At 72.7% G+C, this 13,678-nt stretch carries 11 protein-coding genes and 2 tRNA genes; 8 read left to right on the top strand and 5 right to left on the bottom strand.

Going from position 1 to position 13,678, the window contains the following annotated elements; all coding sequences use genetic code 11:
- Positions 1–191: 191 nt before the first annotated feature.
- Positions 192–443, bottom strand: coding sequence for a hypothetical protein (locus ACFYPD_RS00065; RefSeq protein WP_387107011.1), 252 nt, complete (start codon positions 441–443; stop codon positions 192–194).
- A gap of 144 nt (positions 444–587) precedes the next feature.
- On the opposite strand from ACFYPD_RS00065, the gene ACFYPD_RS00060 reads away from it, so the two are divergent.
- Positions 588–2,471, top strand: a complete 1,884-nt coding sequence (locus ACFYPD_RS00060) for a propionyl-CoA synthetase (RefSeq protein WP_387107009.1) — start codon at positions 588–590, stop codon at positions 2,469–2,471.
- 10 nt (positions 2,472–2,481) lie between these two features.
- Here ACFYPD_RS00060 and ACFYPD_RS00055 read toward each other — a convergent pair whose 3' ends face one another.
- The gene (locus ACFYPD_RS00055) at positions 2,482–5,541 is read right to left on the bottom strand and encodes an Hsp70 family protein (protein WP_387107006.1); all 3,060 of its coding nucleotides are present in this window, start codon (positions 5,539–5,541) and stop codon (positions 2,482–2,484) included.
- 143 nt (positions 5,542–5,684) lie between these two features.
- A tRNA-Gly gene (locus tag ACFYPD_RS00050) sits at positions 5,685–5,758 on the bottom strand.
- Between the two features lie 150 nt (positions 5,759–5,908).
- Here ACFYPD_RS00050 and ACFYPD_RS00045 point away from each other — a divergent pair.
- From ACFYPD_RS00045 to clpX, 5 genes are all read left to right on the top strand, one after another.
- Positions 5,909–5,982, top strand: a tRNA-Pro gene (locus ACFYPD_RS00045).
- A gap of 145 nt (positions 5,983–6,127) precedes the next feature.
- Positions 6,128–7,474: a trigger factor gene (gene tig / locus ACFYPD_RS00040; RefSeq protein WP_387107003.1), complete on the top strand. Its 1,347-nt coding sequence runs from the start codon at positions 6,128–6,130 to the stop codon at positions 7,472–7,474.
- A gap of 172 nt (positions 7,475–7,646) precedes the next feature.
- Positions 7,647–8,288: an ATP-dependent Clp protease proteolytic subunit gene (locus tag ACFYPD_RS00035; protein ID WP_088960728.1), complete on the top strand. Its 642-nt coding sequence runs from the start codon at positions 7,647–7,649 to the stop codon at positions 8,286–8,288.
- A 10-nt stretch (positions 8,289–8,298) separates the two neighbouring features.
- Positions 8,299–8,961: an ATP-dependent Clp protease proteolytic subunit gene (locus ACFYPD_RS00030; RefSeq protein ID WP_013288034.1), complete on the top strand. Its 663-nt coding sequence runs from the start codon at positions 8,299–8,301 to the stop codon at positions 8,959–8,961.
- A gap of 214 nt (positions 8,962–9,175) precedes the next feature.
- Complete coding sequence (clpX, locus tag ACFYPD_RS00025) at positions 9,176–10,471, top strand: ATP-dependent Clp protease ATP-binding subunit ClpX (RefSeq protein ID WP_387107000.1); 1,296 nt, start codon at positions 9,176–9,178, stop codon at positions 10,469–10,471.
- A gap of 23 nt (positions 10,472–10,494) precedes the next feature.
- Here clpX and ACFYPD_RS00020 read toward each other — a convergent pair whose 3' ends face one another.
- Positions 10,495–11,118, bottom strand: a complete 624-nt coding sequence (locus ACFYPD_RS00020) for a cupin domain-containing protein (protein ID WP_387106999.1) — start codon at positions 11,116–11,118, stop codon at positions 10,495–10,497.
- Between the two features lie 41 nt (positions 11,119–11,159).
- Here ACFYPD_RS00020 and ACFYPD_RS00015 point away from each other — a divergent pair, with 41 nt between their 5' ends.
- Complete coding sequence (locus ACFYPD_RS00015) at positions 11,160–11,993, top strand: EamA family transporter (RefSeq protein ID WP_387106996.1); 834 nt, start codon at positions 11,160–11,162, stop codon at positions 11,991–11,993.
- Between the two features lie 40 nt (positions 11,994–12,033).
- A complete protein-coding gene (locus ACFYPD_RS00010) occupies positions 12,034–12,831 on the top strand; it encodes a carbon-nitrogen hydrolase family protein (RefSeq protein WP_387106993.1) in 798 nt (265 codons plus the stop codon).
- Positions 12,832–12,838: 7 nt separating this feature from the next.
- Here the strand turns inward: ACFYPD_RS00010 and ACFYPD_RS00005 are convergent, their stop codons facing one another.
- A complete protein-coding gene (locus ACFYPD_RS00005) occupies positions 12,839–13,066 on the bottom strand; it encodes a hypothetical protein (RefSeq protein WP_387106992.1) in 228 nt (75 codons plus the stop codon).
- Between the last annotated feature and the right edge of the window lie 612 nt (positions 13,067–13,678).

The following is a 13,678-nucleotide window of genomic DNA, read 5'->3' as shown; positions in this document are numbered from 1 at the left end:
CGGTTGGGGGGGGCGCCGCGAGCCCCGGGTGCCCGGCCCCCCCCCCCCCGGGGGGGGGGGGGGGGGGGGGGGCCCCCCCCCGCCCCCGCGCCCGGTCGCGGAACGCCGCGACGCCGGTCGTCACTCCACCAGGACGGCGCTCGCATTACCCGGCCGGGCGCGGTTCATCCGTCGCCCGGTGGGCTGAGCGGTCACTGGCCCTCGGCGTCGGCCTTCGGGGAGGCGACCCGCGCCGCCGGGTCCTCGACGCCCGGCTCGCCGCCGCCCGGTGCCACCATCCCGTCGTAGTTGTAGACGGTGCCGCCGTCGTGCTGCTTCGTGGTGCGGATGTAGCGGTGGATCATCCCGTCGATCTCGATCTCCAACAGGGCCTGGTCACCCGCGTCCCGGCTGCTGCCGTCCCGGGGACCGCCCACCAGGTACGCCTTCGTGTTCGTCGCCATGTGCCAGCCGTACCCCCGGCCGGCCGGGCGGAAACGGCGACCTCCACCGGCGGGGCCGGGCCGTTCACCGAGCCGGAGCGCGCTTCCGGCGCACCGACCCGGTGGGCCGTTGCGCCGGCCCGGGCACCCGGCCAGCATGACGGGATGGGCGCGTATCGATCAGCGTACGAGCGGAGCATCGCCGACCCGGCCGGCTTCTGGCGGGAGGCGGCGGCGGACATCGACTGGCACCGGACACCGGAGCGGATCCTCGACGACGGCGCCGCGCCGCTGTACCGGTGGTTCCCGGACGGGGAGCTGAACACCTGCCACAACGCGCTCGACCGGCACGTGGCCGCCGGCCGGGGCGACCAGCCGGCGCTGATCCACGACAGCCCGGTCACCGGCACGGTCCGCACCCTCACCTACGCCGAGCTGCTGGCCGAAACCGCCCGGTTCGCCGGTGCGCTGCGCCGGCTCGGCGTCCGCCGGGGCGACCGGGTGCTGCTCTACCTGGCCATGGTGCCGGAGGCGGTGATCGCCATGCTGGCCTGCGCCCGGATCGGCGCGGTGCACTCGGTGGTCTTCGGCGGCTTCGCCGCCCACGAGCTGGCCGTCCGGATCGACGACGCGCGGCCGACCGTGGTGGTCGCCACCTCCTGCGGGATCGAGGTGGACCGGGTGGTGCCGTACCACCCGATCCTCGCCGCCGCGCTGGACGAGGCGACCCACGCCCCGGCGCACTGCGTGATCGTGCAGCGCCCCCAGGAGCCCGCTCCGCTGGTGGCCGGCCGCGACCTGACCTGGGACGAGGCGATGGCCGACGCCGAGCCGGTGGAGTGCGTGCCGGTCGCCGCGACCGACCCGCTCTACGTCCTCTACACCTCCGGCACCACCGGCCGGCCCAAGGGCGTGGTCCGGGACAACGGCGGGCACGCCGTGGCACTGCGCTGGTCGATGCGGAACGTCTACGGCATCGAGCCGGGCGACGTCTTCTGGGCCGCCTCCGACGTGGGCTGGGTGGTCGGCCACTCCTACATCGTGTACGCGCCGCTGCTCACCGGCGCGACCACCGTGCTCTACGAGGGCAAGCCGGTCGGCACCCCGGACGCCGGGGCGTTCTGGCGGGTGGTCGCCCAGCACCGGGTGGCCGCCCTGTTCACCGCGCCCACCGCGATCCGGGCGATCCGCCGGCAGGACCCGGACGGCGCGCTCCTGGCCGGGTACGACCTGAGCAGCCTGCGCACCCTCTTCCTGGCCGGGGAGCGGCTCGACCCGGACACCTGGGCGTGGGCGGGGGAGCGGCTCGGCGTGCCCGTGGTGGACAACTGGTGGCAGACCGAGACCGGCTGGCCGGTGGCCGCCAACCCGCGCGGCCTGGAGCCGCTGCCGATCAAGCCCGGCTCCCCGTCGGTGCCCGTGCCGGGGTACGACGTCCGGGTGGTCGACGGCGGCGGCCGGGAGGTGCCCGCGGGCACCGACGGCTCGATCGTGATCCGGCTGCCCCTGCCACCCGGCTGCCTGCCCACCCTGTGGGGCGACGACGAGCGCTACGTCCGCTCCTACCTGGCCGCCTTCCCGGGCTACTACCTGACCGGCGACGGCGGCCGGTTCGACGACGACGGCTACCTCTACGTGATGGGCCGCACCGACGATGTGATCAACGTGGCCGGGCACCGCCTCTCCACCGGGGCCATGGAGGAGGTGCTGGCGGCGCACCCGGCGGTCGCCGAGTGCGCGGTGATCGGCGTGGCCGACCCGATCAAGGGGCAGGTGCCCAGCGGGTACGTGGTCCTCAAGGCCGGTGCCGGGCAGGACCCGGACGCGCTCGCCGGTGAGCTGGTTTCCTTGGTCCGGCAGCGGATCGGGCCGGTGGCCGCGTTCCGCCGGGTGACCGTGGTGCCGGCGCTGCCCAAGACCCGCTCCGGCAAGATCCTCCGCCGGACCATGCGCGGGCTGGTCGAGGGGCGGGACGAGCCGGTGCCGCCGACCATCGAGGACCCGGCGGCGCTGGCCGTCTTCCGCGACCTCGGCACCACCGCCCGCTGAGGCTCCGGGGCTACTCCGTGACGAAGCGGTGGATCACGAAGTCGTCCTCGGAGCCGCAGGCGATGACCTGGGTGTTCCACGAGCAGGAGTCGCCCCGGACGTCCTTCAGCTCACCGAGCTGGACCAGCTTGCCCGACCCGGCGCCCACGCCGGCCACGCTGCGGTCGTCCACCGAGCTGCCCAGCGGGTCGGCGAAGAGCAGCAGGTTGCCGGCGTCCACCCGGACGGCCACCCCGTCCTCGTCGTCGAGCACCCGCGTCCCGTCCGCCGCGAAGAGCGTCGCGGCCGGCTCCGGGTAGATCCGCCGGGCCAGCACCCGCTCGCCGACCGGCGCCAGCTCGGTCATCCCCGGCGCCGCCCACCGCTTGACGCCCTGGCCTTCCTGCGCGGCGACCACCACGGCGGTCTGGTCGTCGGAGCCGGTCACCTCCAGCAGGCAGGCCCGGTGCTCGCCGCACGGCGCCAGCGCCTTGGCCCGCCGGTCGTCGTCCTCGGCGGTGTAGAGCACGCTCGGCTGCGCCTGCTTCCCCAGGTCGTACGCGAGCAGCCGCCCGTCGTCGCCCGCCACGTAGAGCCGGTCCTCGTGGGCGGCGGCCAGGTCGTCCGGCTCCGCCACGGCCTTCCAGCGGCGGACCTCACCGCCGGAGCCGAGGTCGATCAGCCGGACCGACTTGTCCGCGCTCACCTGCACGAGCTGCTCGACCGGGCCCTGCTCCGGGTCGCGGGGCGAACCGTCGCCGTACCCGGGGCCGGACACCGCCTCGTCGGTCGTCACGGGGTGCACGCTGTCGCGGCTGTTGCCGTACTCGTCGGTCAGGTCGTTCAGCGACCACTTCTCGTCGCCGTTGCTCAGCTTGAGTCCGACCAGCCGCTTCCGCTCGTGGTCGGTGAGCGCCACCACGTCCCTGCCGACGAACATCTCGTCGTCGCCGTGCACGGTGTGCCGCCAGCGCGACCCGCCGGACCGGCCGTCGAGCACCTCCAGCTGGCGCGGCGTGCTGCTGCCCGAGGCGTCCGCGAGCAGCGCCACCGCGCCGGGCAACGCGACCAGCCCGGCCCACTGGCCGGCCGTGGTGACGCTCTCCTTGCGCCACAGCTCCTTGCCGGTGCCCGCCTCGACGGCCACCACCGCCAGCCGGTCGTCCTCCCGCGGATAGGCCAGGTAGGCCCGGTCGCCAGCGACCGCCGTGAACATCTCCACCGGCCGCTCCCCGCCGGCCGCGACCCGGGTGCCCTTGCCGAACGCCTGGAAGTCCAGCTCCGGGTGGCGGTCCCGGGTGAGGTAGAGGACGGCCGCGGCGACCACCCCGGCCAGGGCGGCCACCGCCCCGACCGAGATCCACAGCGCCCGTCGCCCGCGGCCGTCGCCGGCCGGCGCGACCGGCGACCCGGGCGCCCCGTTCCCGGGTACGCCGGGCCAGCCCGGCCACCCGCCCGGCTGGCGCGGAATTCCTGGGGCCTGCGGAGGTTCGCCGCCGACCGGCGAGCCGTGCGGGTGCGGTGCAGGTGCCGGCGTACCCGGGGCGGGTGAATGCGGGGCCACGGCGGTGCTGTGCGGTCCGGCGGCGAGCGGCCTGCCGTTCGGTCCCGCGGCGACGGTCGTGCCGTCCGGTCCCATGGCGGCGCCGGCCGATAGGACGGGGGTCTTCGGGTCGGCGGCGGGCGACATTCCGGCGGGCAGCGTGCCGGCGGGGCCGAGACCGGGCAGGGTGCCGGCCGGTCCCGCCGCCGGCTGGCCGGCACCCGCCAGCGGTGACGTGGTGGGGTCGCGGCGCACGCTTCCGGCCGGCTGGTCCGTGGCGGGCAGCGGCGAGGTGCCGGCGTCGGGGAGGGTGGCGGCCGGGCCGACGTCCGGGGTGGCCGCGGCCGGCGGCCCGGCGGGGGCCGCGCCGACGGGGGCCAATGGCAGCGGCGGGGCGGCCGAGCGGTTCCGGCGCAGCGGCAGGTCGGTCAGCGCGCCCTCGGCGACCGGCAGCTCGGGCTGATCGAGGGTGGTCGGCGCGATCCCCAGCTCCGCGTGGAGCAGCCGGGCCACCAGCGGGATCCGGGACGAGCCGCCCACCAGGAAAAGCCCGGCGAGCCGTTCCGGGGTCGACCCGGCCGCGGAGATCACCCGCCGGGTCTCGGCGACCGCCCGCCGCAGCAGCGGGGTGGCCACGCCCTCCAGCTCCGCGCGGGTCAGCGACACGGCGGCCGGGACCCCGGGCACCGCCACCGGCGCCGCCGTGGTGCGCGACAGCATCTCCTTCGCACCCCGGACGTGCTCGACGAACTGGAGCCGCTCTCGCCACTGCGTGGTGTCGGCCGGCTCGCTCAGCCGCGCCCACTGCGCGGGGTGCGTGGCGGCGACCCGCTCACCGACCAGCGCGAGCAGGGCGGCGTCGAGGTCCAGCCCGCCCAGGTCGTCGAGACCGCCGCAGGAGATCACCGTGAAGCCGGAGTCGCCCCACGGGTCCGCGCCCTCGTTGCGGACCACGGCGACGTCCAGCGTCCCGCCGCCGAAGTCGAAGACGGCCACCGACTCGCCGACCGGAACCGGCCGGCGCAGCACCTCGGTGTAGTAGCGCGCCGCCGCGACCGGCTCGCGCAGCAGCCGGGTGCCCGGCGGGGTGGGACCGGACAGGGTGTGCTCGGCCGCCGACGGCCAGCCGGCCAGGGCGAGCGCCTCGGCGAGCACCTGCCGCCGACCGACGTCCCAGGTCGCCGGGCAGGTGACCACCGCGGGCGGCAGGAACCCGAGCGCGTTGACGGCGGCCTCGCCCACCGCGCGCAGCACCGCGCCGAGCAGCTCGGCCGGGGAGTGCCGGCGGTCGCCGAGCGTCACCTCGGGCTCGTCGACGCGGCGCTTCGGGTTCGGCTCGTAGCGGTCGGGGTCGGCGTGGGCCAGCCGCAGCGCGTCCCGCCCGACGTGTAGGCGCCCCTCGGTGTCGGCGTACACACCGGACGGCAGGATCGGTTGCCCGTCCACCAGCAACGGGCGGGTACGCCCGTCCGGCCAGCGCAGCACGGCCACGGTGTTCGAGGTGCCGAGGTCCACGCCGAGGGCGAAACCGTCCCGCTGGCCTGACATCCGTCGCTACCTCCACCCGACGAGGGGATGTCCGGCCCGCATCGTACGCATCGTCCGCCGCATGCCGATCTCCGGCGCGGGCGACGCCGGACCGCCGTGGCGGCGTTCGGGTGACAGGCCCGGACAGGTGGGCCGAAGGAGGGTGGAGCGGGCGACGGGAATCGAACCCGCACCGTCAGTTTGGAAGACTGAAGCTCTGCCATTGAGCTACGCCCGCGACCGCCCCGCTCTCGCGGGACGCGCCCGACAGCCTACCGAATCCCGGAACCGGACGCGCAGCCCCGTACCGCGCGGCGCTCCGAACCACCCGCGACGCGCCCCCGGTGACCGTCCGGCGGGCGCGGACGGCATAGACTCTTCGTCGCCACGGGGTGTGGCGCAGCTTGGTAGCGCACTCGCTTTGGGAGCGAGGGGCCGTGGGTTCAAATCCCGCCACCCCGACTGTCGTTCGCGACCGGGTCGTCCGGGAACCGCCGACTTTTTCCGGGCGGTACCCGGGCGCTGCCGATGCCGCAGGCCGGCTCGCCTACACTCGATGCGCGCAAACACGCCCAGACTCAACTGAGATCCGTCAAGGAGTACGCCTGTGAAGAGCACCGTCGAGACTCTGAGCCCGACGCGCGTGCGGCTCGCCATCGAGGTGCCGTTCGTCGAGCTCGAGCCGAGCCTCAGGAAGGCGTACCGGGAGATCGGCCAGCAGGTCCAGGTTCCCGGCTTCCGCCGGGGCAAGGTTCCCTCCGCCGTGATCGACCAGCGGGTGGGCCGGGGCACCGTCCTCAACGAGGCGGTGCAGGAGGCCATCCCGCAGAACATCCTGGCCGCGGTCCGGGAGCACGACCTGAAGACGCTCGGCCGCCCGGAGGTCGAGATCACCGAGTTCAACGACGGTGACTCGCTGAACTTCACCGCCGAGGTGGACGTCCGTCCGGAGATCACCCTGCCGGACCCGGCCACCATCGAGGTGACCGTGGACGAGATCGAGATCGCCGACAGCGAGATCGACGAGCAGGTCAACAGCCTGCGCGAGCGGTTCGCCACGCTGAAGACGGTCGAGCGGGCCGCCCAGGAGGGCGACTACGTCCAGATCGACCTGAACGCCACCGTCGACGGCGAGGACGTGCCGGGCGGGCAGGCGAGCAACATCTCGCACGAGGTCGGCAGCAAGCAGCTCCTGCCGGGCCTGGACGAGGCGCTGGTCGGCCTGGCCGCCGGCGACAGCACCACCTTCTCCACGCAGCTGGTCGGCGGCGACTACGCCGGCCGGGACGCCGATGTGGCGGTGACCGTCCGCACGGTCAAGGAGAAGGAGCTGCCCGAGCTCAACGACGACTTCGCCCAGCTGGCCAGCGAGTTCGACACCATCGAGGAGCTGCGCGCCGACCTGCGTGAGCGGGTCACCCGCGGCAAGCAGGTCGAGCAGATCTACGCCGCCCGGGACAAGGCCCTCGAGCAGATGGTCGCCGCCGCCGAGGTGCCGGCGCCGGAGGGTGTCGTCAAGGAGGAGGTCGAGAGCCGCAAGGCCGCGATGGTCGACCAGCTTGAGCGCATCGGCGCCTCCCTGGAGGAGTACCTCGCCGCGGAGGAGAAGACCGAGGAGCAGATCGACACCGAGCTGACCGAGGCGGCGACCGACGGCGTCAAGATCCAGCTCCTGCTGGACACCCTCGCCGACGCCGAGGACGTGCAGGTCTCGGACGACGAGTTCGGTCACGAGATCGTCCACCGCGCCCAGCGCGCCGGGATGGCCCCGCAGCAGTACTACGACCAGTTGGTCCGCTCCGGCGCCGCGCAGGCCGTCTTCGGCGACGTCCGCCGGGGCAAGGCGCTCGCCGCGGTGATGGAGAAGATCAAGATCAAGGACTCGGCGGGCAACGAGGTCACCCTCGACGCGCTGCGTGCCCAGAACGAGGCCGAGCACGACCACGAGCACTGATCGTCGGTGTCGGCCGCCGTCCCGCGCTGTGCGCCGGGCGGCGGCCGAAACCCTTTTCCGGGTACGCCCCCAGGGTGACTGCGCTGAGAGCGAACAGTGCCCCGACCGGGAGTACGCCTCCCGGCTGAGCGGTTAGTGTCGGGTAGGACGGTACGGAGAGCGAAGGGCTGCCATGACCGACATGCACATCCCCAAGAAGTCGCTCCGGGCGATCGAGGCCCGTGGTGGCGACTCCATTGGCAACCTCGACGACTCGGTCTACAACCGGTTGCTCAAGGAGCGGATCATCTTCCTGGGCAGCGAGGTGACCGACCAGGTCGCCAACCGCATCTGCGCGCAGCTCCTGCTGCTCGCGGCGGAGGACCCGGACCGCGACATCAACCTCTGGATCAACTCGCCGGGTGGCTCGGTCTACTCCGGCATGGCGATCTACGACACCATGCAGTTCATCGACAACGACGTCTCGACCGTGGCGATGGGCATGGCCGCGTCGATGGGCCAGCTCCTGCTCTGCGCGGGCACCAAGGGCAAGCGCTACGCCCTGCCGCACGCGCGGATCATGATGCACCAGCCCTCCGGTGGCCTCGGCGGCACCGCGTCGGACATCGCGATCCAGGCCGAGCAGATGCTCTACACGAAGCGGATGTTCCAGGAGCGGGTCGCCCACCACACCGGCCAGAGCCAGGCGCAGATCGAGGCGGACTCGGACCGGGACCGCTGGTTCACCGCCCAGGAGGCCATGGACTACGGCTTCATCGACAAGGTGATCATCGGGGCCGCGCAGGTTCCGGATGGCGCCGGGACCCTGAGCTGAGGAGCTGACGATGACCGACCTGAGCCTGCCGCCCCAGTTCGCGGCCGTGCACAACCGCTACGTGCTGCCGTCGTTCGTCGAGCGCACGTCGTACGGGATGAAGGAGTCCAACCCGTACAACAAGCTCTTCGAGGACCGGATCATCTTCCTCGGCGTCCAGGTGGACGACGCGTCGGCCAACGACGTGATGGCCCAGCTGCTCACGCTGGAGGGCACCGACCCGGACCGCGACATCATCATGTACATCAACTCGCCGGGTGGCTCGTTCACCGCGATGACGGCGATCTACGACACCATGCAGTACGTCCGCCCGGACATCCAGACCGTCTGCCTGGGCCAGGCGGCCAGCGCGGCGGCGGTGCTGCTCTCGGCGGGCACGCCGGGCAAGCGGATGGCGCTGCCCAACTCCCGGATCATCATCCACCAGCCGGCCACCGAGGGCGGCTACGGCCAGGGGTCGGACATCGAGATCCAGGCCCGGGAGATCCTGCGGATGCGGACGCAGTTGGAGGACATGCTGTCCCGGCACTGCAACCGTCCCATCGAGCAGGTCCGCAAGGACATCGACCGTGACAAGATCATGACGGCCGAGGAGTCCAAGGAGTACGGGCTGGTCGACACCATCCTGACCAGCCGCAAGAAGGGTCTGCTGGCGTCTCACGCCGCGGGCTGAGCAGTGCGAGGTCGGAGGTCGGTCGGGGCATCGTTCCCGGCCGACCTCTGACACACCCGTTTTGGGGGTCGGAGAAACCTCCGACAGCGGGTAACGTCGGGTCTGTGCCGCTTCGCTGGGTCGGACCGGCGAGGTGGGACGACAGGACGGACGGGCGCGCGGCGCCCGCAGGTCAGGGCCGGCGTACCGGCCGACGAGTGCAGGGAGAACGTAGGTGGCACGGATCGGTGACGGCGGCGACCTACTGAAGTGCTCCTTCTGTGGCAAGTCGCAGAAGCAGGTCAAGAAGCTCATTGCGGGCCCCGGGGTCTACATCTGCGACGAGTGCATCGATCTCTGCAACGAGATCATCGAGGAGGAGCTGGCCGAGTCCGGCGAGGTGAAGTGGGAAGAGCTTCCCAAGCCGATGGAGATCTGCCAGTTCCTCGACAACTACGTCGTCGGTCAGGAGCAGGCCAAGAAGGCGCTCGCCGTCGCGGTCTACAACCACTACAAGCGGATCCAGGCCGAGGCGGCCGGCGCCCCGGGTTCGGGCAACGACGGCGTCGAGCTGGCCAAGTCCAACATCATGCTGCTCGGCCCGACCGGGTGCGGCAAGACCCACCTGGCGCAGACCCTGGCCCGGATGCTCAACGTCCCGTTCGCGATCGCCGACGCGACGGCGCTCACCGAGGCGGGCTACGTCGGCGAGGACGTGGAGAACATCCTCCTCAAGCTGATCCAGGCCGCCGACTACGACATCAAGCGCGCCGAGACCGGGATCATCTACATCGACGAGGTCGACAAGATCGCCCGGAAGTCGGAGAACCCGTCGATCACCCGGGACGTCTCGGGTGAGGGCGTGCAGCAGGCGCTGCTGAAGATGCTGGAAGGCACGGTGGCCAACGTGCCGCCGCAGGGCGGGCGCAAGCACCCGCACCAGGAGTTCATCCAGATCGACACCACCAACGTGCTGTTCATCTGCGGTGGCGCGTTCGCCGGCCTCGACCAGATCATCGAAGCCCGCACCGGCTCCGGCGGCACCGGCTTCGGCGCCCGGCTCCGGTCGGTCTCCGAGCGGTCGACCGACGACATCTTCAGCCAGGTCATGCCGGAGGACATGCTCAAGTTCGGGCTGATCCCCGAGTTCATCGGCCGGCTCCCGGTGATCACCAACGTGCGCAGCCTCGACCGCTCCGCGCTGGTCCGCATCCTCACCGAGCCGCGCAACGCCCTGGTCCGGCAGTACCAGCGCCTCTTCGAGCTCGACGGCGTCGAGCTGGAGTTCGAGCCGCCCGCGCTGGAGGCCATCGCCGACCAGGCCATGCTCCGTGGCACCGGCGCCCGCGGCCTGCGGGCGATCATGGAAGAGGTCCTGCTCTCCGTGATGTACGAGGTGCCGAGCAACCCCGACGCCGCCCGGGTGCTGATCACCCGCGAGGTCGTCCTGGAGAACGTCAACCCGACGATCGTGCCCCGCGAGTTCACCGGCCGGCGGGCCCGCCGGGACCGCGAGGAGAAGTCGGCCTGACCGCCACCGCGACCGCGCCCGGGTCAGCTCGGGCGCGGTCCGCGTGACCGGGTCCGCCGGTCCCACTCGCCCGACGGGGTGACCGCCACCATCACCAGCCGCGCCGGCTCGTCGCCCGCGGTGCGGTAGCCGTGCTCGCGGTCGGCGTGGAACTCGACCGTCTCGCCGGCGCGTACCTCGTGGTCGACGCCCTCGACGGTGACCGTGACGGTCCCGGTCAGCACGTGCAGCACCTCCCGCGTGCCGCGCGGGTGGTCGGGGGAGTGGTGCGCCTCACCGGGCTCCAACCGCCAGTCCCAGAGTTCGACCAGGTCCGGCTCGCCGAGACCGCTGAGCAGTCGCGCCGTGCCGCCGTGCTCGCCCCGCCACAGCACCGGCGCGTCGCCGGCCCGGGCGACCCGTACGGTGCTCTCCTCGGCCGGCTCCAGCAGCCGGGCGATGTTGACGCCGAACGCGTCGGCCACCCGGCAGAGGGTGCCGACGCTCGGGTTGGTCCGTGCCCCCTCGATCTGCACGAGCATGCCCTTGCTCACCCCGGAGCGGCCGGCCAGCTCCTCGAAGGACCAGCCACGGGCGGCCCGCAGCTCGCGTACCTGTCGGGCGACCGCGGAGGTCACCGCGCCCACCCGCCCTCCGGCGTCGGTCATCACACTATCCTTCGCGGTCAATATTGTGGTACGACTGCCTGATGTTCCCCATTGTGCTCGCGGCGGTCTCCGCGGTCGCGTTCGGCACGGCCGACTTCTCCGGCGGCAAGGCGTCCCGGCACGCCGCCCCCGTCGCGGTGACGGTGGTGTCGCAACTGCTCAGCGTCCCGTTGCTGCTCGCCCTCGTGCTGATCGTGCCGGGCACGCCCGGCCCGCTCGACCTGGCCTGGGGGCTGCTCGCCGGCGTGGCGGGCGCGGCCGGCGTGATGCTGCTCTACAAGGCCCTGGCCGGCGGCATGATGGCGGTCGTCGCACCGGTCACCGCGATCACCGCCGCGGTGGTGCCGATCGTCGCGGGACTGGTCACCGCCCACTCGCCGGGCACCCTCGCGCTCGCCGGCGCCGGGCTCGCCGTCGTGGCCATCGCGCTGGTCAGCCTGGGGGAGGGTGGCGCCACCGGACGGGTGTCCGGCCGGCTGATCGGCATGGCGCTCGGTGCCGGGCTGCTCTTCGGGATCTTCTTCGCGCTGCTCGGCCAGGCCGACGAGGGCGCCGGCATGTGGCCGGTGGTCGCGGTACGGGTCAGCTCGATCGCCTTCGGTCTGGCGCTCGCCGTGCGCACCGGCGTACGCCTGCGGCTCGCACCGGGGGTGCTCCGCTGGGCCGCGGCGGCCGGCCTGCTCGACTCGGCGGCCAACGCGTTGTTCCTGGCCGCCGCCGGCCGGGGGCACCTGAGCGTGGTGGCCGCCATCGCCGCGCTCTACCCGGCGAGCACCGTGCTGCTCGCGCTCGCGGTCGACCGGGAACGGCTCCGCCCGGTGCAACTGGCCGGACTCGGCTTCGCTGCCGGCGCGCTCGTCCTGGCCAGCATCTGAGCCCTGTCGCCGCCCGCCGTCCGACCGTACGCTGGGCGTCATGCGCGTCGCCGTCTGTCAGCTCAACACCCGTGACGACCGGACCGCGAACCTCGCCGCCGCGGAGGCCCTGCTGGCCAGGGCCGCGGCGGCCGGCGCGGATCTCGCCGTCCTCCCGGAGTACGTCGACTACCTCGGCCCCGCCGCCGGCATGCCGCCGGCCGAACCGGTCGACGGGGTGGTGGGCCGGTTCTTCGCCGACGCCGCCCGCCGACTCGGCATGTGGGTGATCGCCGGCTCGTTCCACGAGGCCGGGCCGGACCCCGAGCACACCTGGAACACCTCGCTGGTCTTCGACCGCGACGGCGCGCTCGCCGCCAGCTACCGCAAGATCCACCTGTACGACGTCGAGATTCCCGGCCGCGTCTCCTATCAGGAGTCCGCCACGGTGGCGCCGGGTGAGAAGCCGGTGGTGGTCGACGTCGAGGGCCTCCGGGTCGGCCTGTCGATCTGCTACGACCTCCGGTTCCCCGAGCTCTACCGACAACTGGCGGTCGACGGCGGCGCCGAGCTCCTGGTGGTGCCGGCCGCGTTCATGATGCACACCGGACGCGACCACTGGGAGGTGCTGCTCCGGGCGCGGGCGATCGAGAACCAGTGCTTCGTGGCGGCCGCCGGCCAGACCGGCGACCACGAGCCGGGCCGGACCTGCTTCGGGCGCAGCATGGTGGTGGACCCGTGGGGGACCGTGCTCACCCAGGTCGCCGACGGGCCGGGCATGGCCGTCACCGACCTGGACGCGGGCCGGCTGCGGACGATCCGCGTCGAGCTGCCGAGCCTCGCGAACCGGCGGCTCTGAACCGTGCTCAACTCTCCAGGAGCACGCCGACGACGGTGAGGCCGGCGATAGCCGCCGCCGTGACGAGCAGGGCGGTGGTCATCCGTGACGGACCGCGCCGGGCGAGACGTCTCACCGACGCCAGGACGATGACGAGCACGAAGGTGCCGATGACCAGCTGCCAGAACGGCAGCAGGAGCCCGAGCAGGGCTTCCTCGGCGAGCGTCGCCGCCGGGAACCGGGACACGTCATCCATGCCAGACACTCTGGCACGGCAGGGTCCGCCGACGTCACCTCGCGACGGCTTGTTCCGCCGGCGCCGGGCATCGCTGCCACGAAAATCCACTGACGGTCGTTGATTTGCCTTGTCCCGGCGGATCGCGTAACTTTCTCTCTGCCAGCGGGGAACGGACGAAACGGGCGAAAGTCCAAAGGCCGGAACCGCGGGAATGACTCCAGGGTCCGTCGGGTTGCCACCCGACACGAGCCTGGGACCGGGCGGTGCGAGACACTCCGAGAAACACCGGGTTGCGATCGCGAAGCCGGCCGGGTAGAGTTCGAAAGCCGGCAGGGAGCCGGGCGGGTGGCCGCGAAAGCGGCGATCGGCCGGTCCGCCGGAATCCACGACAGCAACGACCGCCGGACACGGCGTGCGTCAGCGTGGACCGGACCGAACCAAGTTGATCACCTGAAACACGGGGTTGACGGCGGAGATCGGACCGGGTAAGTTAGAGAGGTTGCCCCGGATGGGGATCCTGCTGGTGCGGGGTTTTCGATGGTGTGTGGTTGTTCTTTGAGAACTCAACAGGGTGCTTGATAAGCCAGTGCCAAATTGATTTATACCCCGGACTGGTCAGGCTGTGGTCTG

Source organism: Micromonospora sp. NPDC005299, from assembly GCF_042872345.1.
Classification (GTDB): Bacteria; Actinomycetota; Actinomycetes; order Mycobacteriales; family Micromonosporaceae; genus Micromonospora.
Note: the sequence above shows the minus strand (reverse complement) of the source record. Positions and strands in the feature narration are given on the sequence as shown.

Bases quoted from the DNA above. Each gene is read 5' to 3' on its own strand.
- ACFYPD_RS00030 (WP_013288034.1), top strand. From the start codon at position 8,299: ATGACCGACCTGAGCCTGCCGCCCCAGTTCGCGGCCGTGCACAACCGC.
- ACFYPD_RS00015 (WP_387106996.1), top strand. From the start codon at position 11,160: ATGTTCCCCATTGTGCTCGCGGCGGTCTCCGCGGTCGCGTTCGGCACG.
- ACFYPD_RS00060 (WP_387107009.1), top strand. From the start codon at position 588: ATGGGCGCGTATCGATCAGCGTACGAGCGGAGCATCGCCGACCCGGCC.
- ACFYPD_RS00055 (WP_387107006.1), bottom strand. From the start codon at position 5,541: ATGTCAGGCCAGCGGGACGGTTTCGCCCTCGGCGTGGACCTCGGCACC.
- ACFYPD_RS00005 (WP_387106992.1), bottom strand. From the start codon at position 13,066: ATGGATGACGTGTCCCGGTTCCCGGCGGCGACGCTCGCCGAGGAAGCC.
- ACFYPD_RS00035 (WP_088960728.1), top strand. From the start codon at position 7,647: ATGACCGACATGCACATCCCCAAGAAGTCGCTCCGGGCGATCGAGGCC.
- ACFYPD_RS00020 (WP_387106999.1), bottom strand. From the start codon at position 11,118: ATGACCGACGCCGGAGGGCGGGTGGGCGCGGTGACCTCCGCGGTCGCC.
- ACFYPD_RS00065 (WP_387107011.1), bottom strand. From the start codon at position 443: ATGGCGACGAACACGAAGGCGTACCTGGTGGGCGGTCCCCGGGACGGC.
- ACFYPD_RS00010 (WP_387106993.1), top strand. From the start codon at position 12,034: ATGCGCGTCGCCGTCTGTCAGCTCAACACCCGTGACGACCGGACCGCG.